The sequence below is a fragment of the Herbidospora sakaeratensis genome, from assembly GCF_001570525.1.
Lineage (GTDB): Bacteria > Actinomycetota > Actinomycetes > Streptosporangiales > Streptosporangiaceae > Herbidospora > Herbidospora sakaeratensis.
Map to the genome: position 1 here is coordinate 25,871 of NZ_BBXC01000015.1, position 25,422 is coordinate 51,292.

23 protein-coding genes are annotated in these 25,422 nt (G+C 72.7%); 15 read left to right on the forward strand and 8 right to left on the reverse strand.

Annotated features, from left to right (window positions below):
- Positions 1 to 102: 102 nt before the first annotated feature.
- The gene (locus AW271_RS24350) at positions 103 to 966 is read left to right on the forward strand and encodes an aminoglycoside phosphotransferase family protein (protein ID WP_062339915.1); all 864 of its coding nucleotides are present in this window, start codon (positions 103 to 105) and stop codon (positions 964 to 966) included.
- Between the two features lie 20 nt (positions 967 to 986).
- Here AW271_RS24350 and AW271_RS42485 read toward each other — a convergent pair whose 3' ends face one another.
- Entirely contained in the window at positions 987 to 1,727 is a 741-nt protein-coding gene (locus AW271_RS42485) for an NUDIX domain-containing protein (RefSeq protein ID WP_245653178.1), read from the reverse strand.
- 19 nt (positions 1,728 to 1,746) lie between these two features.
- Between AW271_RS42485 and AW271_RS24360 the strand changes: the two genes are divergently transcribed.
- Both AW271_RS24360 and AW271_RS42925 read left to right on the forward strand, forming a co-directional pair.
- Positions 1,747 to 2,259 carry an SMI1/KNR4 family protein gene (locus AW271_RS24360; protein WP_062339916.1) on the forward strand — a complete coding sequence of 171 codons (513 nt, stop codon included), beginning with the start codon at positions 1,747 to 1,749 and terminating at the stop codon, positions 2,257 to 2,259.
- Between the two features lie 9 nt (positions 2,260 to 2,268).
- Positions 2,269 to 2,403: a hypothetical protein gene (locus AW271_RS42925; protein ID WP_275935780.1), complete on the forward strand. Its 135-nt coding sequence runs from the start codon at positions 2,269 to 2,271 to the stop codon at positions 2,401 to 2,403.
- Positions 2,404 to 2,543: 140 nt separating this feature from the next.
- On the opposite strand, the gene AW271_RS38910 is transcribed toward AW271_RS42925, so the two are convergent.
- On the reverse strand, positions 2,544 to 3,719 hold the full coding sequence (locus AW271_RS38910) for a hemerythrin domain-containing protein (protein WP_062339917.1): 1,176 nt from the start codon (positions 3,717 to 3,719) through the stop codon (positions 2,544 to 2,546).
- Positions 3,720 to 3,771: 52 nt separating this feature from the next.
- Between AW271_RS38910 and AW271_RS24370 the strand changes: the two genes are divergently transcribed.
- Together AW271_RS24370 and AW271_RS24375 are read left to right on the forward strand one after the other, a co-directional pair.
- Entirely contained in the window at positions 3,772 to 4,425 is a 654-nt protein-coding gene (locus tag AW271_RS24370; protein ID WP_169806398.1) for a TetR/AcrR family transcriptional regulator, read from the forward strand.
- An 88-nt stretch (positions 4,426 to 4,513) separates the two neighbouring features.
- A complete protein-coding gene (locus AW271_RS24375) occupies positions 4,514 to 6,034 on the forward strand; it encodes a hypothetical protein (RefSeq protein WP_062339919.1) in 1,521 nt (506 codons plus the stop codon).
- On the opposite strand, the gene AW271_RS24380 is transcribed toward AW271_RS24375, so the two are convergent.
- Positions 6,021 to 7,190 (reverse strand): hypothetical protein, encoded by a 1,170-nt coding sequence (locus AW271_RS24380; protein WP_245653179.1) that lies wholly within the window; start codon positions 7,188 to 7,190, stop codon positions 6,021 to 6,023. The genes AW271_RS24375 and AW271_RS24380 overlap by 14 nt on opposite strands.
- 183 nt (positions 7,191 to 7,373) lie before the next feature.
- On the opposite strand from AW271_RS24380, the gene AW271_RS24385 reads away from it, so the two are divergent.
- Entirely contained in the window at positions 7,374 to 7,817 is a 444-nt protein-coding gene (locus tag AW271_RS24385) for a DUF11 domain-containing protein (RefSeq protein WP_062339921.1), read from the forward strand.
- On the opposite strand, the gene AW271_RS24390 is transcribed toward AW271_RS24385, so the two are convergent.
- Positions 7,818 to 10,763, reverse strand: coding sequence for a bifunctional [glutamine synthetase] adenylyltransferase/[glutamine synthetase]-adenylyl-L-tyrosine phosphorylase (locus AW271_RS24390; RefSeq protein WP_062340159.1), 2,946 nt, complete (start codon positions 10,761 to 10,763; stop codon positions 7,818 to 7,820). It abuts the gene before it with no gap.
- A 184-nt stretch (positions 10,764 to 10,947) separates the two neighbouring features.
- Entirely contained in the window at positions 10,948 to 11,652 is a 705-nt protein-coding gene (locus tag AW271_RS24395) for a type 1 glutamine amidotransferase (protein WP_062339922.1), read from the reverse strand.
- A gap of 43 nt (positions 11,653 to 11,695) precedes the next feature.
- On the opposite strand from AW271_RS24395, the gene AW271_RS24400 reads away from it, so the two are divergent.
- The 8 genes from AW271_RS24400 to AW271_RS24435 all read left to right on the forward strand — a co-directional run bounded on the left by AW271_RS24400 (position 11,696) and on the right by AW271_RS24435 (position 22,943).
- Positions 11,696 to 12,559 carry an alpha/beta hydrolase gene (locus tag AW271_RS24400; protein ID WP_062339923.1) on the forward strand — a complete coding sequence of 288 codons (864 nt, stop codon included), beginning with the start codon at positions 11,696 to 11,698 and terminating at the stop codon, positions 12,557 to 12,559.
- Positions 12,560 to 12,638: 79 nt separating this feature from the next.
- The gene (locus tag AW271_RS24405; RefSeq protein ID WP_062339924.1) at positions 12,639 to 13,115 is read left to right on the forward strand and encodes a nucleotide exchange factor GrpE; all 477 of its coding nucleotides are present in this window, start codon (positions 12,639 to 12,641) and stop codon (positions 13,113 to 13,115) included.
- Positions 13,115 to 14,698, forward strand: coding sequence for an Hsp70 family protein (locus AW271_RS24410; RefSeq protein WP_062339925.1), 1,584 nt, complete (start codon positions 13,115 to 13,117; stop codon positions 14,696 to 14,698). Before AW271_RS24405 ends, AW271_RS24410 begins: the two co-directional genes overlap by 1 nt.
- Before the next feature lie 7 nt (positions 14,699 to 14,705).
- Positions 14,706 to 17,165, forward strand: a complete 2,460-nt coding sequence (locus AW271_RS24415) for a hypothetical protein (protein ID WP_062339926.1) — start codon at positions 14,706 to 14,708, stop codon at positions 17,163 to 17,165.
- On the forward strand, positions 17,162 to 18,256 hold the full coding sequence (locus AW271_RS24420; protein WP_062339927.1) for a TRAFAC clade GTPase domain-containing protein: 1,095 nt from the start codon (positions 17,162 to 17,164) through the stop codon (positions 18,254 to 18,256). The genes AW271_RS24415 and AW271_RS24420 overlap by 4 nt, the downstream gene beginning before the upstream one ends.
- 3 nt (positions 18,257 to 18,259) lie before the next feature.
- Complete coding sequence (locus AW271_RS24425) at positions 18,260 to 20,437, forward strand: GAP1-N2 domain-containing protein (protein ID WP_062339928.1); 2,178 nt, start codon at positions 18,260 to 18,262, stop codon at positions 20,435 to 20,437.
- A complete protein-coding gene (locus AW271_RS24430; RefSeq protein WP_062339929.1) occupies positions 20,438 to 22,060 on the forward strand; it encodes a TRAFAC clade GTPase domain-containing protein in 1,623 nt (540 codons plus the stop codon). It abuts the gene before it with no gap.
- A 4-nt stretch (positions 22,061 to 22,064) separates the two neighbouring features.
- A complete protein-coding gene (locus AW271_RS24435; RefSeq protein ID WP_062339930.1) occupies positions 22,065 to 22,943 on the forward strand; it encodes an ADP-ribosylglycohydrolase family protein in 879 nt (292 codons plus the stop codon).
- Between the two features lie 56 nt (positions 22,944 to 22,999).
- On the opposite strand, the gene AW271_RS24440 is transcribed toward AW271_RS24435, so the two are convergent.
- Both AW271_RS24440 and AW271_RS24445 read right to left on the reverse strand, forming a co-directional pair.
- Positions 23,000 to 23,320, reverse strand: a complete 321-nt coding sequence (locus tag AW271_RS24440) for a hypothetical protein (protein ID WP_157554592.1) — start codon at positions 23,318 to 23,320, stop codon at positions 23,000 to 23,002.
- Positions 23,321 to 23,407: 87 nt separating this feature from the next.
- On the reverse strand, positions 23,408 to 23,698 hold the full coding sequence (locus AW271_RS24445; protein WP_062339932.1) for a hypothetical protein: 291 nt from the start codon (positions 23,696 to 23,698) through the stop codon (positions 23,408 to 23,410).
- Between the two features lie 110 nt (positions 23,699 to 23,808).
- Here AW271_RS24445 and AW271_RS40100 point away from each other — a divergent pair, with 110 nt between their 5' ends.
- A complete protein-coding gene (locus AW271_RS40100; RefSeq protein ID WP_062339933.1) occupies positions 23,809 to 23,988 on the forward strand; it encodes a hypothetical protein in 180 nt (59 codons plus the stop codon).
- Here AW271_RS40100 and glnA2 read toward each other — a convergent pair.
- Positions 23,970 to 25,331 carry a gamma-glutamylpolyamine synthetase GlnA2 gene (gene glnA2, locus AW271_RS24455; RefSeq protein WP_030450535.1) on the reverse strand — a complete coding sequence of 454 codons (1,362 nt, stop codon included), beginning with the start codon at positions 25,329 to 25,331 and terminating at the stop codon, positions 23,970 to 23,972. The two genes, AW271_RS40100 and glnA2, sit on opposite strands and share 19 nt — an antisense overlap.
- Positions 25,332 to 25,422: the final 91 nt, after the last annotated feature.

Here is a 25,422-nt window from a genome sequence, read left to right on the forward strand (position 1 = left end):
TTGCTGCGGGCTTTTCGTATTGCGCGTTCAAGCTTCCCGGGGCCTACCTGCGCAAGGCGCGGCTTGCGTCGAGTCCGCTGCGCACCGGGACAGAATGTCGTCGTGAACCCCTTCACGCCGATCGCCGCCGCTGTCTCGATTGCCGGACGCCATGGCGTGCACGTCACCGATCCGGTTGTGCTGAAGGACTCGTTCAACATCCGCGTGCATCTTCGACCGGCGCCGATCGTGGCCCGGATCCCCACGGTCACGACGCTTGGGCGGCCTCGCCCGCTGGAAGCACTGGCGCGTGAGGTCGCCGTCGTCTCCTTCCTGGCCGAAAAGGGGGCGCCGGTCGTTCCGGTGAGCGACCTGATGCCTCCGGGGCCCTTCGAACAAGACGGGTATGCGGTCTCTTTCTGGACTTACGTGGAGCACGACGGTGACCGGCGGCTGGAGCCTGCCGACGTGGGCGGGGCGTTGGCTGATCTCCACCACACTCTCCGTGAGTATCCGGGAGAGTTGCTCTATCTCGGTCCGGCGCTGGAGGAGACCACCCGCCTACTCGACATGCTGGACGCGCCCCCTGGCGTTGATCGAGGTGCGCTCGCGGAGTTGCGCGACGATCTCGGTCTGCTGACCGTCGAATTGTCCGGTCAGCCTGGTCCCGTTCAGGCCGTTCACGGCGATGCGCACCCTGGAAACCTGCTCGCCGCGCCCGAGGGACTGCTCTGGATCGACTTCGAGGAGACGTGCTCAGGACCGGCAGGCTGGGACCTGGCATGTCTCCTTCGCTCGGGACGGCTCGACGGACGCCAGGCCGTGCAACGGTATGGCGTGGATCCGGACGATCCGAGTCTCCGTCCGCTACTACGGGCCCGAATGTTGCAGGGCACGCTGTGGATGCTCGCGAAAGCACGACGATTCCCTCAAGAAGCCGGCCGGGCCAAGGCGGCTCTCGACGAATGGCGCCAGGCCAGAGGTTAGCCAGGTCTGATCGTCGCGTCTCACGAACCCGGCGGCCTTTCGGCTTTGCACGCGAACCAGGCGGCGATCGAGCGTTTGTAGTTCTCCGGCATGCGCAGGGCGGCGACCTCGCCTTCGGTGAACAGGCCGATCTCCCGGTGTTCGTGGCTGAGGACCGGCGGTCCCGCGGCGGCGACCCTGACGCCGTAGGTGACGATCACGACGTCGGCGCCCGGGAAGATGTGGTACTGCCACGAGTCGAGGATCGGGCCGACCTCGGCCGCCCAGCCGGTCTCCTCGGCGATCTCCCGGGCCAGGCAGGCGGCCGGGTCCTCGCCGAGTTCGAGCCGGCCGCCGGGGAGCTCCCATTCGTCCCGTTCGTTGCGGAGCAGCAGGACGCGGTCGTCGCGGACGACGACGCCCTTGACGGAGACGGGGAACCTCGGCGGGCGCGGACGGATCGTCACCCCGGCCCGTTCGGCGACCCTGGCCACGTGGGCCTGGTAGTCGCGGCGGGGGTCGTCGCTGAAGGAGGCGAGGGCGATGAGCGCGGTGACGGCGACGTCGCAGAGTTCGTCGACGACGTCCTGGCGGGTGTGGGTGCGGCCCTTGCGGGGGTTGTGGCCCAGCAGGCCGATCACCGCCTCGGCGGCCTCGCCCGCCTCTTCGGTGATCTTGAGTACGCGCAGCAGCGGGCGTTCCGGTCCGTCGGGGCTCGACCGGTCGAGCCACTCCACCAGTCCGGCCAGGCGGTCCCATGAGGCGTCGTTCGTGTCGGTCACGATCACTAGGGTCCCTCACATGACCATTTGGGACGATCTCCTCCGGGCCGCCGCCCGCCGGCCAGGCATCGGCGAAGACGTGGTGCGTGCGCACGAGGAGCGGCTGGGGGTGCGCCTGCCGCCGAGTTACCGGGAGTTCCTCGCGGCCGCCGACGGCTGGGATCCGCAGACCGCGCTCTGCCCGCCGCTGCGGCGGCCGGCCGAGGTCGGCTGGACGCGCGACGTCGACCCCGACCTCGCCGAGGGCTGGGGCGACGACGACGACCCGCCCGTCTCCGACGACGACTACTTCACCTACGGGCCGGAGCAGGACTGCACACTCCACTTCCGGCCCGGCTACCTGCCCGCCACGCTGCACGTCTCCGACTGGGACGACGGGCAGGTCATCCTGCTCAACCCCGAGATCGTCACCCCCGACGGCGAGTGGGAGGCGTGGGACCTCGCCACCTGGCACCCGGGAGCCGTGCGCTACCGGTCGTTCCGCGACCTGCTGGTGGAGGTGTACGCCGACGCGCTCGGTCAGCCGAACTGAGTTCCGGCCGTGAGCGGCGTGCCCCCGCACGACGCCGCCGAGCTCGTGCCGGGGCCGGGCGCGACCCACGGGCCGTACGTCGTGGAGCGCCAGATCATGCCGCCGGGGCCGCCGACCGACATGCAGGTGATCCAGGCCCGATAGGCGCCGTCCGCCCGTGGTGCATTGCACGATGTAGGCGCGGTGGTCGTATCGGCCCGTGCAGCCCGAGGGGGCCGCGGCGGCCGGGGCGGTGAACCCGCCGAGGGCGATCGCGGCGGCTGCGAGGCCGCTCAGCAGGCGCGTCACGACGCCCACCTGAAGGCGGCGCGGTGTTCGCGCAGGAACCGGCCGCGGGTCAGCGCCAGGAGGAGCCGCAACATCGGCCCGGCGTCGGCGAGGGCCGCGCGGAACGTGTCAGGGGGCACCTCCAGCGCCGTCCACGGCAGCGTGAAGCCGAGGTCGGCGAGCTTGAACTCCGCCTGGGCGGCCTTCTCGCTGTCCTGCCAGGCGGCCAGTGAGAGGTGCCGCTGGATGAGCGGCAGCGCCTCGGTCTCCTCGTGGGCGAGATGCTCTTCGAGCAGGTCGCGGAAGCGGGCGACGTCGGCGGTCAGGGTGTCGCGGGTGCGGGCGTCGGGGATCAGGGTCATCCCGTGGAAACCCTCGGCACACGTGGCGAGCAGCGGGTCGATCAGGTCGTGCTCGGCCTCCATCGCGGCCATGGTCGCCGCCACGTCGGCGCGGGCCCGGACGCGGGGCCAGATCGCGGTGTCCTCGATGGTGTGGTGGTGGTGCAGGGTGGCGGCGAAGGCCGTCCAGCGGCGGGCGAGGGCGGCCCACGCCTCGTGGTCGGTGAGCGGGGTGGCGGGCACCGCACGGGACAGGTCGCGCAGGTCTCGCCGGAAGGCGTGGTGCATCACGTACATGCTGCCGAGCGGGATCGGGCCCTCGGCGGTGTGGGCCTGGCCCAAGAGGGGCTGGCGGGCGTTCGCGCGGCCTTCGGCCAGGTCGGCCATGCGGTCGAGCGAGCGGGCCATGTCGGGGCGGCGGTCGCGGTGGCGGGGCATCATCCAGGCCGCCGCGCGCTGCTGACCGCGCGTCAGCCGCCGCACCATCTCGTAGCCGTGGGTGACCCGGGTGCCGCCCTCGACGGGCTCGAAGCGGTAGCTCCAGACGGTCGAGTCGGTGATCTTCCCGGCCGGCACGGTGCGGAAGGCGAACGCCCGCCCGTGGTCGGCGGCGACCACCTCGCACTCGCGGGTCCAGCGCCATAAGCCGTACACGTTCAGGCCGGTGAACCGCGCCCCCACGCCGCGCTCGTCGCCGAGCCAGTCGCACCGGCGGGTCTCGGGGCTCCATTCGGGTGTACGGGTGACGTCGGCCACCCAGTCGTAGAGGTGCACCGGATCGGCCGCGATGACCCGCGACACGCTCCCCTCCGGACGCAGCACCTGGGGCGGTTCGGTCGTCGTGGCCGCCATCACGTCTCCTTTGCTACAGTATTCGAACCAGTCGAACTTGATTGGATACATGATGACTGTAGCTAAAAACCCCGACGCGTCAAGGCGCTACCGCTCGCCCCTGCGCGAAGAACAGGCCCGGCGCACCCACGCCGCCGTGATCGAAGCCGCCACCGCGTGTTTCATCGAGAAGGGCTACGCCGCGACGACCATGAAAGACGTCGCCGCCCGCGCCGGCGTGTCGGTCGAGACGGTCTACGGCCAGGGCGGCAAGGCGTCCCTGCTGCTCGCCGCCGTCGACCGCACCCTCGTCGGCGACGACGCCCCCGTCCCGGTGATCGAACGCGCCCCGCTGCGCGAGGTCCTGGAGTCACCCGACGCGCGAGTGGCCCTGCGCCGCTTCCGCGACCTGGTGGTCGAGGGCATGCCGCAGGCCCTGCCCCTGATGCACGCCTTCCACGTGGCGGCGGGCGGCGACGCGGAGATCGGGGCGGCGTACCAGACCTACGAGCAACGCCGCCTGGCCGACATGACGAAGATCGCCGAGTCGCTGGAACCGGGCCTGCGCGTGCCGGTGGCCGAGGCGGCCGACGTGATCTGGGCACTGTTCAGCACCCCGGCGATCCACGCGCTGATGGTCGAGCGGGGGTGGGGCGTGGAACGGTGGGCCGACTGGGCGATCTCGGTCCTGGACCGCACCCTCTTGACCGACGACAAATCCAGATAAGGGTGTCCGCTACGCCGAATGACGGGTATCGACGGGCCCGTACCCTTAGGGTCGGGCCCGTCGTGATCATTCGAAGACGGAGTGCCCGATGCCGCCCGCCACGCCCCTGACCGCGTTCGAGGAATTCGCGGACAACCTCGCCCACGCCCGCAGCCTGATCCCCACCGGGCGGGCTCTCTCTGCGCTGGGAGCGGGCTCGATCGGCGACGTCGAGGATCTCTACCGGGCGGCGTGGTCGCAGGCGGTGGCGGGGCTCGACCACTGGATCAACCGGGAGATCGTCGAGCGGGCGGTGGCCCTGGCCCTCGATCCGGAGCTCCCCCGACCGGCCCGTTTCCTGCGGCTGGAGATCCCCATGGACGTCTTCGAGAACATCCATCAGGGCGTCACCCCCCTGGAGACCACGCTGGCCGGCCACTGGCGCCGGCACTTCTCCCGGACGACCTTCCAGCGGCCCGAGGCCATCAAGGAAGGGCTCGGGCATGTCATCGACGGCAACCTCTGGGTGGAGGTGGCCGGGGAGATGACCGCTTCGGGCGCCCGCACCTCCGCCGACCAGGTGCGGCAGCGCCTGCGCGAGATCGTCGACCGGCGCAACCGCATCGCGCACAGCGCCGACCGGAGAGCGGCGCCGGACACGGGCCGTACCCCGCTCACCGCGGACGAGGCCGAAGACGCGATCGACTGGCTGCTGACCATGGGAACCGCGATCCTCGCGGTCCTGGGCGGACCCCTGAAGGTCGCCGCCGAGCCCGCCGAGATCACACCGGAGCGGACCCGGTGGGAGGAGGGCGACCTGCTGGCGGCGCTCGACGAGCACGCGCCGCTCCGGCTCCGGGAGTCACTGCTGGCGGTCTACCGGCACGCCGAGACCCACCCGGCCTTCCGCGGGTTCTCCTTCGGGACGGCGGTCCTGCCCTCCGTGACGGCGTCGTTCCGGATCGAGGGCGCCGACGTGCCCGTGTGGAGCATCTACACCGGCACAGAGCGCTCGGTGTTGTCGGTGAACTTCGAGTGGATGCGACGGATCCCGGCCGAACGGCTCGACCGGCTGGTCGACGGCCTCTCGGAGCTCCCGGGCGCCGACCGGCTGCTGAGACCGGTGGCCGCGTCGAACTACGCCCGGCGGCCGTCGCTGACTCCGGACATGCTGGCCGGGCACGCCGACCTCGTGACCAAGGCGCTGGACGAACTGCTGGCCGGCGGCTCGACCGCGTTCCGGATGTTCCCGGAGCCGCTCGACGACACCGTCGCCTGGCAGTCACCCCTCGAAGAGCGTTTGGCCGCTTCGGCCGCGGAAGCGGGCTTCCTGCCCTCGCACGCCACCAAGAAGATGCTGGAGCTGGTCGACACCGATCGGGCGCAGGTGGTCTATCTCGATCGCACCAAGCTTCCATCGGAGTCGATCGTCGTGGTGGTCCCGCCGTGGACTGATCTCGGCACGCTGGCCTCGAACTCGATGCTCGGCGTCTCGGAGAGCTACTTCCACAACTCCAACCTGCGGGCCTTCCCGCGCCGACGGCATCTCGGCGCGGTCGAGATCTCCCATGGTCACGCGATCATCTGCCGTACCGAAGAAGCCTTTCAGTGGCTGCTCACGACGGTGTGACCTGGGTCTTCGACTTCAGGCCGGTGATCCTGCGGAGCATGTCCCACCAGAACGACGAGCCGAACAACAGCGCCACCAGGGTCAGCAGGAAGCCCGGCCAGTGGCTCGGGCTCTTCAGGCGGTCCCACCAGTCGCCGCCGCCCCACTTCCACACGGGGGTGCCCGTGCCGGGGATCTCGACGCTGACCGGGGCGTGGGTGAAGATCTTGACGAAGGCCGGGGTGCTGAGCACCTCGGTCACGCACTCGTAGGTGTCGGCTCCCGGGGCGCACTGGTCCTTGATCGGGGCCAGGGCCTCTTCGCCCTGTTCGGCGAAGGCGGCGATGGCCGAGCGGTAGGCGCTGTCGTTGAGCAGGGTCTTGCCGTACTCCAGGGAGTCCATGCTGAACAGCAGGGTCACCAGCAGCGACAACATGCCGACCGCCACCCGCACGTAGCGGCGGTAGAGCACGGTCAGGCGTTCCATCTCGCCGTCGAACCACTCCTCCACGCCCTTGCGGAAGGTCTCCAGGTCGACGCCGGCCTTGGCCCACAGGCCGGCCAGGGGGCGGTAGAGCGGGGAGTCGAGGCGCTTCAGTTCGGCCAGCAGGGCGTCGACGCCGCCGCGTTCGCTGGCGATCTCCAGGAGGGCGACGCTGAAGCGGGACGGGGGGATCTCGGCGATCGAGGTCTTGCCCTGGCGGGCCTCGTCGATCTCCTGGAGCCGCTCGTGGAGCAGGTCGGTGAAGGGTTCGCCCTGGTGGTGGGCGGGGGCCTGCTCGGGGGTGGCGGGGGCGATGTCGACGGGCGCGGGGCTGGGGCTGAACTTGGGGCGGGGGTCCTTGCCGAAGGGGAGTTTGACGAAGACGCCCAGGACGGTCGCCGGCAGGCGTGACCGGGTGGAGCTGCGGACGGGCGGGAGGAGGTCGGCGAGGGTGCTCCGGAAGCGGCGGCCCAGCATGGTGACCCCGCGCAGGCGGCGGTCGAGCCAGCGGACGAGCCCGTTCACCCGCTGGATCTGCTCACCGCCGTCGAGGGTGTCGCGCAGGTAGGCCCAGAGGAACTTGCTCCGGATGCCGAGTAATCGGACGATGCCCTCGTTCAACCCGCTGACCAGCAGGGATAAGAGCAGGAACGCCAGTATCAGGCCGATGGCCAGATCCACGTAGTACGACACCACTGGACCGTGATACACCCCTGCGGGCACCGCCGCAACCGGGTGATCACACTTCGTGCAGTAAGGCCACCCGTGAGATGCGATCCCCTGCCAGAGCCGAACGCGGGACCTGCGGATTCACCTGGCCCTATCCTTGGTCGCCGTTCATCCGGACGAACTCGCGGCGGCGATTCGGGGGAATCAATGACGTACTCGGACGAACTCTCCATCGCCGTCGAGGCCGGCCGCGAAACGGTCCGGCCCGGTGATCGGCTCACGTACACCACGACCGTGCGCAACCTCGGGACCGACGCCACTCCGGCCCTCGACGTCAGTTACACCCTGGCGCCGGGTCTGGTCCTCGTCTCCGACGGGGTGCGCTGGACGAGCCGGATCCCCGCCCGCGCGGACGCCCGGTTCACGGTCACCGTCGAGGTGGGGCGGGAGCCGGGCACGCGGCCGCTGACGGTGGTGGCGTGCGTCGCCCGGACAGGCGACGGCACGCCGCTCGCGTGCGCGAGCGGCTCGGCCGCCGTTCAGGCCGGGACGCCGTTCTGGTGGGGCGCCGCCGCGGTGCTGGTCGTGCTGCTGGTCGTCGCCGCGCTGGTCGCCCTGCGCACGCGGTATCCGTTCGACCGGTTCGGGTGATCAGTCTTCGTAGAAGACCCGTTCCACCACGGCCCGCGCCCGCCGGGTGGTGCGGCGGTAGTCGTCGATGAAGTCCTCCGAGCCGTCGGGCGGGTAGCCCAGGGCCCGCGACACCAGGGCGCGTTCGCGTACCACGCCCGGGATCGAGTCGGCCGACCGGCCCTTGACCAGCATGATCGCGTCGCGGACGCGCGAGGCGAAGCGCCAGGCGTCGGCGAGAGTCTGCTCGTCGGAGGCGTCCAGCAGGCCCTCGCCGACCGCCGAACGCAGGGTGTCGAGCGTGCGGGTGGTGCGCAGGGCGGGCACGGTCCCGGCGTGGCGGAGCTGGAGGAGCTGGGCCACCCACTCCACGTCGGACAGGCCGCCCCGGCCCAGTTTCGTGTGGAGCGTCGGGTCGGCGCCGCGCGGGAGGCGTTCGGCCTCCATGCGGGCCTTGAGCTTGCGGATCTGCAGCAGGGCGTCGGGGGCCAGGCCCTCCTCGCGGTAACGCAGCGGGTCGATCAGAGCCGTGAACTCGGTGCCGAGGTCGAAGTCGCCGGCGCAGAAGCGGGCCCGCAAAAGCGCCTGGGCCTCCCACGGCGACGACCAGCGTTCGTAGTAGGCGCGGTAGGAGGAGATGGTGCGGACCAGCGGGCCCTGGCGGCCTTCGGGACGCAGGCCCGCGTCGACGGCCAGCGGCGGTTCGGGCGTCGGGAGGATCAGCAGGCGGCGCAGTTCCTCGGCGACCGCGTGGGCCGCGTCGGTGGCGTCCTTCTCCTCCGCGCCCGGGAGCGGGGCGTGCACGAACATGACGTCGGCGTCGCTGCTGTACGAGCACTCGAAGCCCCCCAGCCGCCCCATCGCGATGACCGCCATGCGGGTCGGGAACTCGCCCCGGCGCTCCTCGGTCACCTTGCGGACGGCCGCGTTGAGCGCGCCCTCGATCGTGGCGTCGTTGAGCTCCGACAACGCCTGGCCGACGCCCTCGATGTCGAGGTGGCCGCCGAGGTCGGCGCAGGCCACCCGGAACAACTCCCGGCGGCGCAGCGCGCGGACCGCCGCCACCGACGACTCGGCGTCCTGGCCGTAGCGGGCCACGGCCGCGTTGGCCTCGGCGTGCAGGGCCTCGACGGGACGTACGGCCAGGTCGGCGGGCGAGCCGAGCATGGCCACCGCGTCGGGGGCGTGCTGGAGCAGCGTCGTGACGTAGCGGGAGGTGCCGAGCAGCCGGGCCAGGCGTTCGGCCACGGCCGTCTCGTCGCGGAGCAGCCGCAGGTACCACGGGGTGGCGCCGAGCTTGTCGCTGATCTGGCGGAAGCCGAGCAGGCCCGCGTCGGGGTCGGGGGCGTCGGCGAACCAGCCGAGCATGACCGGCAGCAGCGTGCGCTGGATCGCCGCGCGCCGGGAGACGCCGCTGGTCAGCGCGCTGATGTGGCGCATCGCCCCGGACGGGTCGGCGTAGCCGAGCGCCTCCAGCCGCACGTGGGCGGCCGAGGTCGACAGGCGGGCCTCCTCCGACGGCAGCCGCGCGGCGGCCTGCAGCAGCGGCCGGTAGAAGAGCTTCTCGTGCAGCCGCCGCACTTCGAGCGCGTGGCGCTTCCAGGTGGTGGTGAACTCGCCGACCGGGTCGGTCACCATGCCCAAGCCGCGGCCGATCCGCCGCAGGTCGGCGCTGTCGGACGGGACGACGTGGGTGCGCCGCAGCCGGTGGAGCTGGAGCAGGTGCTCGACGTGGCGCAGGAACGAGTAGGCCTCGGCCAGCGCCTTGGCGTCGTCGCGGCCGACGTAGCCGCCGCGCGACAGGGCGGCCAGCGCGGGCAGGGTGGCCTTGCGGCGCAGCAGCGGGTCGGTGCGGCCGTGCACGAGCTGGAGCAGCTGCACCGCGAACTCGATGTCGCGCAGCCCGCCCGGCCCGAGCTTGATCTGCCGCTCGGCCTCCGAGACCCGTACGTGGGCCTCGACCCGCCGCCGCATGGCCTGCACGTCCTCGACGAAGTTCTCGCGGGCGGCGGCCTCCCACACCAGGTCGTTGACGGACTCGACGTACTCGGCGCCGAGTTCCAGGTCGCCGGCGACCGGCCGCGCCTTGAGCAGGGCCTGGAACTCCCAGGTCTTGGCCCAGCGGCGGTAGTAGGTGAGGTGGCTGTCGAGGGTGCGGACCAGCGGGCCCATCTTGCCCTCGGGGCGCAGCCCGGCGTCGACCTCCCAGAGCGACCCCTCGGGGGTGCTGGTCGTGCAGGCCCGCATCATGGCCTGGGCCAGCTTGGTGGCCGCCTTCAGGGCGAGCGCCTCGTCGACGCCCTCCTTCGGCTCGGCCACGAAGACGACGTCGACGTCGGAGATGTAGTTGAGCTCGCGGGCGCCGCACTTGCCCATGCCGATGACGGCCAGGCGGGCCTGTTCCCAGCCGGGCGTCTCGGCGCGGGCGATGGCAAGGGCGGCGTCGAGGGCGGCGGCGGCCAGGTCGGACAACTCGGCGGCGATCTCGGCCAGGGTCAGCACGCCGGTGACGTCGAGCCCGGCCAGGTGGAGCAGGCGGCCCCGGTAGGAGGCGCGCAGGGCGTCGAGGGCGTGCTCGCCCGAGGCGACCGGCTCGGGCTCCGACGGGTCGGCGCCGACGGCGAACAGCAGTTCCTCGCGGTGGCTGAGCGGCTCTTCGGGGTCGGGGCCGGTGACGTGTTCGGGGTGGCGGACCACGTGGTCGCCGAGGGCGGCGCTGAGGCCGAGCACCCGCAACAGGCGGCGGCGCAGGCCGGGGTCGGCGCGCAGCGCGCCCAGCACGCTCGGGTCGCGTTCGACCAGGCGGCTCAACGAGATCAGGGCCAGGTCGGGGTCGGCGGCGGAGACCAGATCGTCGAGGAGGTCGAAGTCGGCGACGGCCTCGGGCCCGAGCGCGTCCAGCAGCCGTTCGGCCCTGGCGCCATCGGCGAATCCGAGGCGGGCCAGGCGCCCGGCGGTGGTCTGCATCCGGAACGCGGCGTTCACCGGTCCTTCCTCCGCCTCGATGTCCGCGACGTCAATGCGCAATGGTCTTCCTTTTCCAGGAGGAATCCTCGCGACACGACCACTTACCCGTTACCCCGCGTTTCTCAGTTTCATGGCCGTGTCGCAAACTTTCGCACACGGTAACCCCACGGCTTGTGCGTCGTCGTTAGTGGTTTCGGACCGTAATCGAGCCACTACGCGCGTTTTCCGCGACGACCGCCGCGAACGCCTCGGCCAGCGGCCTCCACGAGGCCACCAGACCAGCTTCGGCCGCGCCGACCTGCTCGTTCAACTCCTCGGCCGGGTGTGTTGTCAATTCCGTCGACCATTGCGCGAAAATGGCCGGAGTGGCCTCCGGGTGGAATTGCACCCCCCAGGCGTTCTGCCCGATACGGAACGCCTGGTGCGGATACTGGGTGCCCGTGGCGATCAGGACCGCTCCGTCCGGAAGGACCGTCATCGCGTCCTGGTGGTACTGGATCGCCGGGACCGGGCCGGTCAGGTGCGCGAAGAGCGGATCGTCCGCCACCGGCACGATCTGGCCGAGCCCGACTTCGAGCCCGTTCGTGCCGCGCGTGACCTGGCCGCCGCACGCGAGCGTCATGAGCTGGGCCCCCAGGCAGATGCCGAGGGTCGGCACCTCGTGGTCGACCGCGGCGCGCAGCAGCGCCCGGGTCGCGGGCAACCACGGGTAGTCGTCGTCCTCCCAGGCCGACGCCGCGCCGCCGAGGACCAGCAGGCCGTCTCCGGGGTCGTCGGGCAGGGCGTCGCCCAGGTAGGGCCGGTGGACCACCACGTCACCAAGCCACCCGGCGAAGTAGCCCAGACCGGCTTCCGCCTCGTGCTCGATCACGGTCACGCGCGCACTCACCCCCCGAGCATAAACAGGCCCGTTCGTGGGACAGGATGGCGGGATGTACGTAGAGAACGTCCCCGTGCCCGGCGGCGAGCTGCGCCTGGCGCGGTTCGGCGACGGCCCCCGCCTGATCATCGCCGTGCACGGCATCACCGCCTCCCTGATGGCCTGGGCGGCCGTCGGCGAGGCCCTCCCCGACGGCTGGACGCTGGCCGCGATGGACCTGCGCGGCCGGGGCCACAGCCGCGACGTGCCGGGCCCGTTCGGGTTGCGGGCCCACGCCGACGACGTCGAGCGCGTCGCCGAACATCTGGGCGCCGACGAGACGACGGTGCTGACCGGCCACTCGATGGGCGCCTACGTGGCGGTGCTGCACGCCGCCCGGCGGACCTACGCGAAGACGGTGCTGGTCGACGGCGGGCTGCCGCTCCCCCTGCCGCCCGGCCGGGACGTCGACCAGACGCTGGAGGCGACGCTCGGCCCCGCCCTCTCGCGACTTAGTCAGATATTTCCCGATGAAGATTCTTATGTCGCCTTTTTTCAACAACACCCTGCCTTGCAGGACTGGTCTCCGGCGGTCGACCGCTATGTCCGTTACGACGTGCTCCCCGTCGAGGGCGGGGTCAGGTCGCGGGCGGTCGAGGAGGCGGTGCGCGCCGACGGCCGCTGGTTGTTGTCGGAGACCGCCGAGATCGGCGCCGCCCTGCACGCCATCAGCCACCCGTTGTCGCTGGTCAGAGCCCCGCGCGGACTGCTGAACCAGGAGGTGGGCCTGCTCCCCGACCCCCTCGCGGAAGCCTGGCGCGCGGAGCTCCCGCACCTGCGCGACGAGGTGGTGCCCGACTGCAACCACTACACCCTCGCGTTCGATCCGCGATGTGTGCGGGTTCTGGTCGAGCGCCTCACCGATATACGGCAATAGCCATTTCTGTTGCGCGCGGCGGGAAATTTCCTGAAACTGTGGCTGGCGCCAGGCTTTCCGGATCACTGACGGGATTCGCATGCTTCCTGAGCACGACCTGACCTCCGATCTCGCGGCGACCCTGGCGCGGCTCACGGAGGAGGTCGGGCGGGAGCACGAACGCGCGGCCCACCGCGAGCAGATCATCGACCGGCTGCACGCCGAGAACCAGGAACTGCGCCACGGCCTGCTCCAGGAGGCGCTCGCCCCGGTGCGCAACGGCCTCTACCGGCTCCACGACACGGTCACCCGCGAGGCCGCCCGGCAGGAGCCGGGCCATTCGCGCGCCCTGCTGGAGGCCATCGCCGAGGAGGTCGCCGAGGTGCTGGCCCGGACCGGCGCCGACCGGATCGAGGTGGCCGAGGGCGACGCCTACGACCCCGCGCTCCACCGGCCGGCCGGCACCGCCGAGGGCCCGCCGAACACGGTCGTGGGCGTGGTCAGCGAGGGGTTCCGCTCCGGGGAACGGGTGCTGCGCAAGGCGGGGGTCGTCATAGGAAAAGAGGAGATCGACTGATGGCCGTGCACGGCATCGACCTGGGCACCACCTATTCCTGCATCGCGAGCGTCGACGACGTCAGCCGGCCGACGGTCCACCGCAACGCCGAGGACGCCGACACGACCCCCTCGGTGGTGTTCTTCGAGACGCCCGAGAACGTCGTGGTCGGCCAGACCGCCAAGGACAGCGCGGTCCTGGAACCCGACCTGGTGGTCAGCCGGATCAAGCGCGACATGGGGCTCGACGTCACCCGGACCATGCACGGGCGGCCGTACACGCCCGAGGAGATCTCGGCCTTCGTGCTGCGCAAGCTGGCCGCCGACGCCGAGATGGCCACCGGCTCCCGCGTCGAGGACGTCGTGATCACCGTCCCGGCCTACTTCGGCGCGGCCGAGCGCGACGCGACCCGCAAGGCGGGGCAGGTCGCCGGGCTCAACGTCATCGACATCATCTCCGAGCCGATCGCCGCCGCGATCACCTACGGCGTGCTCAACCCGGGCGAAGACTGCCGGATCCTCGTGTACGACCTGGGCGGCGGCACCTTCGACACCACGGTCATCACGCTGACCGGCGGCGACATCGAGGTCGTCTGCACCGACGGCGACCACGAGCTCGGCGGCGCCGACTGGGACGACCGCCTGGTCGAGCTGCTGGCCGAACGCTTCCGGCTGGAGCACCCCGACGTCACCGACCCGCTCGACGACAAGCAGACCGAGCAGCAGTTACGCCGCGACGCCGAGGAGCTGAAGAAGTCGCTCACCTCGCGCACCAGGCACACCGTCCGGGTGATGCACGACGGCCGGGTGGCCAAGGCCGAGGTGTCGCGAGAGGACTTCGAGCGGCTCACCCGCGACCTGCTCGACCGCACGGTCGAGATCACCCGCCGGACCCTGTCGACCGCCCGGTCGAAGGGGGTCGAGTCGTTCGACCACCTGGTGCTGGTGGGCGGCTCGTCGAAGATGCCGGCCGTGGCCGAGACGCTGGCCAAGGAGCTCGGCGTGCAGCCCCGCCTGCAGGACCCCGACCTCGCGGTGGCCAAGGGCGCGGCCCTCTACGCCTTCGAGGAGACGTACCGGAGACTGCTGGCGGGCGGAGCCCGCGAACAGGCCGAGGAGATGGCCGCCCGCGCGGGCCTCAGCTCGGGCGAGCGGCAGCGCATCGCCGGGCGCACGATCAAGACGGTCGCCTCGCGGGCCTTCGGCATCAAGGCCGTCTCGGTGAACACCCGCCGCGAGTACGTCGCCCATCTCGTCCAGGCCAACGACCCGCTGCCCGCCGACGTGACCGAGGGCTTCGCGACCCTCGACGACTACCAGACCCGGGTCGCCATCGAGGTGATGGAGCAGGCCGGGGCCGAGGCGTCGGAGGCGGTCGAGGACAACAACCGCATCGCCGAGGGCGACCTGGCCATCCCGCCGGGGAAACCGGCCGGGTTCCCGATCGAGGTGACGTTCACCCTCGACACCTCCGGGCTGCTCCACGTGACCGCGCGCGAGCACGAGACCGGCCAGCAGCTCGACCTGAACGTGCAGATCGGCGGCATGACGGAGGAGGACGTCGCCGAGTCGCGGGCGAGCCTGTCGCACCTGACGGTCAGCTGACCCCGCGATGCCCTTCGACGAGGCCCGCTACGTGCGGGAGGTGCTCGATCCGGCCCGCGCGGCGGGCGCCCCGCCCGACGACCTGCTGGTCCGGTACGCCCTGGGCCACGACCTGGCCGACGTCGGCGACACCGTCAAGGCCGTGCGGCAGTGCTGGCGGCGGCAGCGCGGCCAGCTGAAGTTCCGGCGGCTCGTCGACCGGCTCGAAGCCGACCACGCCCGGCTGGCCCCGATCTTCGACGCGGCGGCGGGCGGCGACCTCGGGCCGCTGCGGGGCGCGCTGGCCGAGGCCGGGGAACGCGACCGCGCCCGGCGCGAGGAGGCGCGGCGGCGGCTCGACGACGCGGCCGGGCGGTTGCGGATGGTCACCCCCGAGGTGGCCGACGGCATCGCCCGCTCGACCGGCTGCGACCTGCGGCCGCTGGCGCGGGAGCTGGGCGTCGTCGTCCAGGAGCCCGAGGCGCTGGCGACCGTCCCGCCCTACGCCGCCTACGACCGGGTCCGCGACGCGCTCGACACGCTGGGGGTGCGCCACCTGGCCGCCTTCGTGCTCGGCGACGCCGGGCCCTATCGGGTGCTGCGGCCTGTGAGCCTGCCGCTCGCGGCGGTCGAGGCCGACTGGCGGCGGCGGACCCGGGGCCCGTGGACGACGGCGGCCGACACGCTGCTGACCGCGCTGAAGTCCGACCCGGCGGCGCTGATCCGCCACGACCTGGTGACCCGGTTGCGCGAACGGGTGCGCGAGCACCCCTACGACGACACCCTGCTCCGCTACGCCGTCGACGACCTGGGGCTCGAATCGGGCGAGGCGCGGCGGCTGGTGTTCGCGGTCCGGCAGGAGACCGGCGTCGCGGGCGGGCCGTCGGCGCGGCTGCGGGAGCTGGCCGACGCCGGGGAGATCCACGCCGCCGCCGACCTGGCCGCGACCCTGACCGACCTCGACGGGCCCGCCGCCGAGCTGGCCGCCGAGATCCGCGCCCGGCTGGCCGCCGCCGAGGCGCTCCGCGACCGGGCGCTGGCCAGCCGCGACTCCGACGAGGCGTGGCTGGCGCTGGCCGACGCGCTCCGCCGGGTGCCCGACCTCCCGGGGGCGGCCGACCTCCAGAAGCGGCTGGCCCCGCTGCCCGCCGAGGACGTGACGGCCACGGCCGACGACGCGTCGGTGGTCGTGACGTGGCGGCCGTCGGGGTCGAAGGCGGGCGAAATATCGTACGAAATCCTGAGAAATGGCCTTCCCCTCGACGGCGGCGAGCCCTTCCGCGTGACCGCCCCCCCCCCGCCGATCGACGAACCGGTCGTCTACGCCGTGGTGGCCCGCCGGGGTTCGGCCGCCGCCCGCGCCGCCGCCGCGCCGCCCGTCACGGTGCGGCCCGAGGCCGCCGACGTGCGGGTGCGGGCCGGCGACGGCCTGGTCACCGGCGGCTGGACGCGGCCCGCCGGGGCGGCCGGGGTCGTGGTGACCCGCGACGGCACGCCGATCGAGATCGACGGCGACGGCTTCGCCGACCGGAGGGTGCGCAACGGCACCGGCTACGTCTACCTGGTCAAAGCGGTCTATTCGGGTGGCGTGACGACGCCGGGCGTCCGGGCCCGCGCCACCCCGCACGCCCGGCCCGTGCCGGTCGGGGAGTTCACCGTCGAACCCGCGCCCGACGGGCAGGTGCTGCTGCGCTGCGCGCCGCCGCCCGCCGGTCACGTGGAGTTCCGGCTGCTGGAGACCGCTCCCCCGTGGCCCTACGGCACGACGGTCTCGCTCGCCGAGGCCCGCGCCACCGGCCGCGCCCTGGCTGTGTTGCCCGCGCCCGACGGACACCTGGTCAAGGCGGCGTCGGGGGTGCTGCTGGCGCTCACCGTGGCGGGCGACCTGGCCACGATCGGCGGCACCCGGGAGCACGTCAACCTGACCCCGCCGCGCTCGCTCACCGCCGAGCGCCTCGGCCGGGCCGTGCACGTCGGGCTCGACTGGCCGGCCGACGTGCCCGAGGTCGAGGTGGTGGTGAACGGGACGGCGACGCTGGTCAGCGCGGCGTCCTACCGGGCGCAGGGCGGGATCCGGCTGGACGTCCCCGAAGACGCGGCCGTCACCGTCGAGGTGGTGCCGACGGCGGTGGTGGGCGGGGTGCGGCTGCGCGGGCCGGGCCTGTCGCGGTCACTGGAGGCGGTCACGCCCGTGCGGTACGACCTCTCCCGGACGGGGCCGTTCTGGCGGCGGCGGCTGGTCGTCGAGGTCGACGCCGAGCGGCCGGTCACGCTGGCCCGGCTGGTGCTGGTGCTGCGGCCGGGACGGGTGGAGCCGCTGTCGGAGGACCAGGGCGCCGTGCTGGCCGAGTGGACCGGGGTGCGCACGCCCGCCCGGTTCGAGACGGCCGTGCCCCGGCGGGCGAAGCCGTACTGGCTGAAGTGCTTCGCTGGAGACGGCGTCGAGCTGATCGGCCCGCCGGTGCGGCGGCTCAAGGTGGGCTCATGATCACCTGTCCCTACTGCTTCGCCCGGGTGGCCGACGACCAGATCGCGTTCCGGTGCGCCGGCGGTTGCGACCCGGTGGCCGACGAGCTCCTCGGGAGGTTGCGGGGTGGCACTCCCCCGTCGTTGCCGCCGGCGTTCCAGGTGCGGCGGCCGGGCCGCCGGGCCGACTGCCCCGCGTGCGGACGCGACACCGGGCGGCGGGTCTGCCCCGAGTGCCACAGCGGGCTGGCCGCCGAGTACTGCGCCAACCCCGGCCGGATCGTCGCCCTCGTCGGGGCGAAGGGCTCGGGCAAGAGCACCTACATCGCGGTGCTGCTGCACGAGCTGATGAACCGGGTGGGCGCGGAGCTCGACGCGTCGCTGGTGCCGTGCGACGACCGGACGATCGAACGTTACCGCCGCGACTTCGCCCGCCCCCTGTTCGGGGAGCACCGGCTGCTGCGGGCCACCCAGTCGGCGGTGACCGACACCCTGCGCGACCCCCTCGTCTACCTGCTCACCCGGACCGTGAAGGGCCGGTTCCGCAGCCGCCGGGCCGCCCTGACGCTGGTGCTGTTCGACACGGCGGGCGAGGACCTGCGCAGCCGCGAGGTGACCGAACGGCACCTGCGCTACCTGCGGGCCTCCGACGCCGTGGTGTTCCTGGTCGACCCCGACTCGCTGCGGAAGCCGTCGGACGACCCGGACAGCGACCCGGTGAACGTGATCGCCCGGGTGACGGAGCTGCTGCGTACCGCAGATGGGCCATTGAAGATCCCCGTGGCGGTGGCGCTCAGCAAGGCCGACGCCCTGCGGCGGGAGACCGGCTCGGCGCTGCACCGGTCGCGCGTCCCGTCGGGGGCCTTCGACCTCGACGACCACGAGGGCGTGCACGAGCAGGTCCGGGCGCTGCTGGAGGGCTGGCAGGCCGGGGCGCTCGACCGCTACCTGCGGCAGAACTACGCCGACTTCGCGTTCTTCGCGTTGTCGTCGCTCGGCGAGGCGCCCGGGGAGGCCGAGGTCGGCCCCGGCGGCATCCGCCCCTATCGGGTGGAGGATCCGCTGTTGTGGCTCCTGCACCGGTTCAAGATGCTCGACGGCGTGCGGAGGTAGGTCATGGCCTGGCAGCTCCACTACACGTCGGCCGAATCGGGGCCCTCGGGCCGTTCGGGGTTCCAGGTGACCGCCGAGACCCCCGGCCTGCCGCCCGTGCTGCGGGAGCGCAGCGCGCCCTACCTGGTCTACCAGCCCCCGCCCGACGCGCCGCTCGCCCCGACGCCCGCCGAGATCGCCGCGCTGCCGGTGTCGATGGCCTACGGGGGCGGGATGCTCGCCCGGTGCGTCTACCTGGGCCAGGACTATTCGGGACGGTACGGGAACTTCCTGGCGCACGCCGTGCTGCCGGGCGAGGGGGAACTGGTCGGGCTGCGGCCGATCGAGTTCTGGGAGGCCTCATGGTGGGCCTCCGCGCCTTCCGGCTCCTTCGAACTGCCCGTGCTGGAGCCGTCCGCCGGGCCATACCTCGACCCCGAGGGGCTGGTGGCGTGGCTGGCCGCGCTCGGCCCCGACGCCTACGTGCGGCTCGGCGGGCTGCTGGAGGCGGTGCGGCTGTTCCTCGCCCGGGGGCACGGGCGGCTGGTGCTGGTCAGCGCCGACGTGACCGAGGTCGTGCGGTGGATCGCGGTCGTCTCCTTCTCGTTGCCGTGGGCGTCGGCGATCCGGTTGTCGTTCGTGACGTACACGGCCGACCCGGCCTCCTCGGGCCAGGTCATCGCCGGGACCACCCCCGACGTGTGGATCCCGCCCGACGTCGACGCGACCGTCGTGCGGCTCGACGAACCGGCCGCGCCGGTGCGGACCGGGCGGTTCGCCGGGACGGTCGCCGGGTTCTGGCGGCGCGGCGACCTCGACGGGCTCGACGCGCTCGGCGAACTGGGCGACGACCCCGAGACGGCGGCGGCGCTGCTGGCGCTCTGCCGGGGCGACCACACGGTCTCCCCCGAGGAGCAGACCGCCGTCGCCCGGCTCTCCGCGGGCGGCCTGCCCGACTGGGCGTGGCAGCGGCTGGCGTCCCAGGCCGGGCTGCTGACCTACGACCTGGCCGCCGCGGTGGCCGTGCACGCCGCCGAGGGCGCGGCCCGGTGCGTGTCGCTCGCCCTGCGCGACCCGGCACTGCCCCTTCCGGTACGGCTCCCGCCCCCCGGCCACGCCTCCGCGCTCGGCGCCGAGGCCACCACCGCGTTGCGGCAGGCCGTCACCCCCGCCCAGGTGGCCGGGATCGTACGGGTGGCCGACGCCTGCGACCTGCCCGTCGACGCGGCCGAGGTGGAGTCGGCGGCGGCGCGCGCCGTGCCGGGCAACCAGGAGGAGGCCGCCGCCGAACTGGCCCGCGTGCCCGCGACCTGGCGCGAGGCGATGACCGCCGGGTACGTGGCCGGGCTGGAGGCCGCACCCGGCGAGGTGGGCGCCACCCTGTGCGGCCTGCTCGCCGGAGCCCGCCGCGACTGGCGGCGCGCCCCCCGCACGGGCGTGGCGGTGCTGCGCTGGCAGACCCTCCACGGCGGCCGCGACCGCGTCGAGACGACGGCCGAACTGATGGACCGCGCCTTCGACGGCTTCCGCGAACAGGCCCTCCCGTCGTTGTGGACCACCCAGCCGACCCCCGGCGAGATCGGCCGCCTGGTCGACCTGCTCGGCCCCCGCATGGACGCCAGCCCGACCCTGGGCGAACTCCCCGGCCGCGCGTTCGTCAAGGCGGGCCTGGCCAGCGGCGAGGCCCTGGCCCTGGCCGAACGCGTGCGCGACGGCCTGCCCGGCTTCCCCGCCGACGACGCCGAGGCGACCCTGATCGCCGCCCGCCTGCCCTCGGCCCCCACCCCTGTGGAGGCGGCGAGCGCGATCGACCGCCTGACCGACCTCACCCGCGAGGGCAACGCCGAACTCGCCGAACTCACCCGGGCGACGGCCGCCAAGGTGCTGGCCACCCGCGACCCCCGCTTCCGCTCGACGGTCGCCAAGGCCGTCACCGACGCGACCCGCCGCTGGCTGATCCCCGAATGGCTCAAACCCCGCCGCAACCGCGACCAGCAGATGGCCCTGCTGGAGATCGCGATCAGGATGCGCGTCGCCGGGGTGATCGAACCCCGCCTGGACGCCTGGGCCCGCTCGGAGGTCAACAACTGGGGCCGCTTCGGCTCGATGGAGGCCCGCTTCAAACAGGACGCCGAACTGGCCGCCGGCCTGAAGGAACTGGCCGGCCAGCGGAGACGGCTGTTCGGGCGCGGAGAACGGTAGATGTGGTGGCTCGTCCTGGCCGGCTTCTGGCTCGTCGCCATGTGGGCGGCCTTCGTGTTCGTCTTCCCGGTGCTCTTCGCGGCGACCGTGGTGGTGGCGGTGCTGGGGGCGCTGGCGGCGTACTTCACGACGGCGGCCCACGTCCTGCTCCCCGACCAGGGGGTGCGCGGCCCGCCTGAGGGAGCCGAACCCGCCTACCGCCACTACCTGGTCTCGCAGGTCTGGCACGACTGGTGGGCGGTCCTGGCCGGCGCGGTGCCCGTCGTCGACGGGCGGGTCCGGCGGGTCGTCCGCGCGCTGACCAAACTGCTGATGTCGGACGAGCGCCGCTACGTGCTCTTCCCCATCTGGCTCGCCGTGATGGCCGGCCTGATCGCGGCGCTGCTGCCGCTGAGCGTGGTGGCCCTGCTGGTCACGGCGGCCTACCTGGTGACGGTGGTGGCCGGCCTGCTGGCCTGGCTGGCCTTCGTGGGCGTGCTGCGCGGGGTCGAGCAGTCGGTGATGCTGCTGCGGCGCATCCTGCAGGCGTGCCCCTATCCCGGCTGCTACGCCCGCATCGACCGGCCGATCTACGCCTGCCCGTCGTGCGGGGCCCAGCACCGGGCCCTGCGCCCCGACCGGAACGGCGCGTTCCGGCACGTCTGCCGGTGCGGCGCCCGGCTGCCCACCACGATCCTGCTCGGCCGCCACCGGGTGCGGGCGCTGTGCCCCCACTGCGGGCGGACGCTGCCCGGGAAGATCGGCAAGGTCCGCGTCGAGCCCGTTCCGCTGGTGGGCGGCCCCGACGCGGGCAAGACGACCTTCCTCGCGGTGGCCGTCGAGGCGCTGCGCGAGACCTCCGGGGCTCGGTTCGTGGATGAGGGGGACGCGCAGACCTTCCTCCGCCTGCGCCACCAGCTGGCGGCCGGGACGATGACCAAGACGGGCACCCAGCTGCCGAAGGCGGTCATCCTCGACGTGTCGGCCCGGATCCTCTACCTGTTCGACCCTTCCGGGGAGCACTACACGGGGGCCAGCCGGGTGGAGGCCATGGGATACCTCGCGCACGGCGAGGCGATGGTGCTGCTGATCGACCCGTTCGCGCTGCCGGCCGTCCAGGACAGCCTCGTTCCCGCCGATCGGGAGCTGCTGGCGGCGGGGGGTGTGGTGCCCTCACGGGAGGACCCGGCCGACACGGTCCACCGGGTCCGCAACGAACTCTCCTCCCGGGCGGACGGGGGGCGTCAACGGCGGATCGCGGTGGTGGTGACCAAGGGGGACCTCCTGGAGAGGACCACCACCGGGCAGGGAGCCGGCGACGACCCGCAGGCGTGGCTGACGACGATGGGGATGGGAAACCTGGTCCGGGACCTGGCGAACCGGGGGTCGGAGGTGCGCTACACGACGTCGGGCCTGCCGCCGAAGACGGACGAGATCGCGGGACTGGTGACGTGGCTGACCGGGCTGAACGGCGAGCGGAAGGCCGAACGGGCGGCCGGGGAGCCGTGGCGGCCGCATGCCAGGGCCAAGGGGCGTCCGCCGCTGAGCTACACGGTGGTGCGGCGGCTGCTGTTCACGGCGAGCGCGCTGCTGAGCGCGGGCGCGGTGGCCGCCGCGATCCTCTGGTTCACCACCAGAACATGATCGAATGGCGGGGATGTCCCCTTCCCTCGCCCACGCCTCCCTGCTCGGCCTCGCCCTCGGCGACGCCTTCGGCTCCCAGTTCTTCGTCCCCGCCAACCGCCCCCACCTGTCCGCCCGCACGCTCCCCCCGTCCCCCTGGCAGTGGACGGACGACACCGAGATGGCCTGCTCGGTCCACGACGTCCTGACCAGGAGAGGCGCCGTCGACCAGGACGACCTCGCGCACGCCTTCGCCGCCCGCCACGACTTCGACCGCGGCTACGGCCCCGCCACCAACCGGCTGCTCCGTCTGGTCAGGGAGGGCGGCGACTGGCGCGAGCTCGCCACCGGCCTGTTCGGCGGGACGGGTTCGTGGGGCAACGGCGCCGCGATGCGGGTCGCCCCGCTCGGCGCCTGGTTCGCCGGCGACCCGGCCAGGGCCGCCGCGGAGGCGGCGTTGTCGGCCGAGGTCACCCACGCCCACCCGGAGGCGGTCGCGGGCGCGGTCGCCGTGGCCGTCGCGGCGGCGCTCGACCCGTCGCTCCCGCCGGGCCGGTTCCTCGACCAGGTCTTGGCGCACGTCCCGCCGGGCCTGGTCCGCGACGGCCTCACCGAAGCCCGGCAGTTGCTCACGATCGGCGACCCGGGCCTGGCCGCCCGCATGCTCGGCAACGGACGCCGGGTGACCGCGCACGACACGGTCCCGTTCACGTTGTGGGTCGCGGCCCGCGAACGCGGCGACTTCGAGAAGGCCATGTGGACGACGGCCTCGGCGGGCGGCGACGTCGACACGACGTGCGCGATCGTCGGCGGCATCGTCGCGGCCGCGCCCCAGGTCACCCTGCCGGCCGAGTGGACGAGCCGCCGAGAACCGCTGCCCGCCTGGTCACGGTCGCCTGGCTAGGCTGGGGAAATGGAGTACGACTTAGTGGCCGAATCGTGCGAACGACAAGACTTCGATCAGGCTCGCGCCACAGTGGACGCCCTGATGGAGAAGCACCCCCCGTCCTCCCCTCCGCGCACGTCCACATTCTCCAGGGCGAACCCCGCGCCGCCCGCGAGGCGATCGACCGGGCGCTGATCGTCTCCCCGGAGCTGCGGGCCGACCACCTCGCCCTGGCCTCCCGGATGTTCCGCCTCCTCGGCGACGTCACCCAGGCCATCTCCCACGGACGGCGCGCGGTCGGCCTCGACCCCGACGACCCGATGGCCAACCAGGCGCTCGCGAAGGCCTACGCCGCGGACCCCGACCGCGATCTGCTGCTCGAAGCGGAGCACCACGCCGCGAAGGCGGCCGAGCCGGTGCCCGACGAGCCGGTGGAGAAGCGTCGCCCCTGGACGGCGGACGGCCGTCGTCCTCACGTTGATCTACATTCCCGTCACGAAGTGGCTGGGCGGCCTGATCGAGGACCTGCTGGGAATCGACCGGTCCCCGGACCGGTCTCCCGTGGCGGGGATCGTGATCATCGTGGCGGTGACGGCGGCCGGGGTCTGGGCCTTCCGGGCGGTCCGGATCCGGCGCGGCGGCGACAGAGTCGGCGCCGCCGTCCAGCGCTGGCGGGCCGTGTCCCGCGAGCTCCAGCTCACACTCCCCGGCCGGTTCACCGGCTCGGCGAAGGGGCCGGCGGCCTGGCTCTGCCTCCTGCCCTTCGCCGCCACGATGTGGCTCGGCTTCCCGGTGCTGGACGAAGGGCTGCCGCCCTCCCCGGGGGGCGGCGGCCGCCGCCGGGGGCGTCGTCGCCGCTCTGGGCCTGGTCCTCTGGCTGGTCGTGCGCTGGTGGCTCGGCCCCGGGCAGACCTGGCGGTTGCTCACGGCCGGCTGGACGATACGCGTCTACCTGCCGATCGCCGCCGGCCTGATGCTGACCGCCATCGTGATGGCGGCCGCCCGGGTGACGAGCGAACACGCCTGGCTCGTCGTCACCCGGCGTCAGAGGACCGGCAGGTAGCGTCCCAGCTCGAACTCCGTCACCTGACGCCGGTACTCGCGCCACTCCGACCGCTTGTTGCGCAGGAAGTAGTCGAACACGTGCTCCCCGAGCGTCTCGGCCGCCAGCTCCGAGTGCTCCATCGCCGTGATCGCCTCGTCGAGGGACTGCGGCAGGGGGTGGATGCCCAGCGCCCGCCGCTCACCCGAGGTCAGCGCCCACACGTCGTCTTCGGCCCCGGCCGGGATGTCGTATCCCTCTTCGATGCCCTTCAGCCCGGCCGCGAGGATCATCGCGTACGCCAGGTAGGGGTTGCACGCCGAGTCGAGCGAGCGGAACTCGATACGGGTCGAGCCGCCCTTGTGCGGCTTGTACATCGGCACCCGCACCAGGGCCGACCGGTTGTTGTGGCCCCAGCAGATGTAGGACGGCGCCTCGCCGCCGGCCCCCGCGATGGCCTCGGTGTCGCCCCACAGGCGCTTGTAGGAGTTGACCCACTGGTTGCACACGGCCGTGATCTCGGCGGCGTGCTTCAGCAGGCCGCCGATGAACGAGCGGCCGACCTTGGAGAGCTGGTAGTCGGAGCCGGGCTCGTAGAAGGCGTTGCGGTCGCCCTCGAACAGGGACATGTGGGTGTGCATGCCCGAGCCGGGGTATTCGGTGAACGGCTTGGGCATGAACGAGGCCCAGACGCCCTGTTCGAGCGCGACCTCCTTCATGACCAGCCGGAACGTCATGATGTTGTCGGCGGTCGACAACGCGTCGGCGTAGCGGAGGTCGATCTCCTGCTGGCCGGGGGCGCCCTCGTGGTGGCTGAACTCCACGGAGATGCCCATGGCCTCCAGCATCATGATCGCGTTGCGGCGGAAGTCGTGGCCGGCGCTGTGGGGCGTGTGGTCGAAGTAGCCGCCGTCGTCGATCGGCTCGGGCCTGACGCCCTTCTCGGGGCGGTTCCTGAGCAGGAAGAACTCGACCTCGGGGTGGGTGTAGAAGGTGAAGCCCATGTCGGCGGCCCGGGCCAGGGTGCGCTTGAGCACCCAGCGGGGGTCGGCGTGCGACGGGGAGCCGTCGGGCATCAGGATGTCGCAGAACATCCGGGCCGCGCCGGGGGTCTCGCTGCGCCACGGGAGGATCTGGAAGGTCGACGGGTCGGGCTTGGCGAGCATGTCCGACTCGTAGACGCGGGAGAACCCCTCGATGGCCGAGCCGTCGAAGCCGATGCCCTCGGCGAACGCGCCTTCGAGCTCGGCCGGCGCGATGGCCACGGACTTCAGGAATCCGAGCACGTCCGTGAACCAGAGCCGGATGAACCGGATGTCGCGCTCTTCTAGCGTGCGGAGGACGAATTCCTGCTGGCGGTCCAAGGCGACTACCTCACGAAAGTTCCAGGTCTGGACACCTACCAGTGTGCCCCTTGTGTGTTTCACATACGTTACGCACCTGCCGTGAGGACAC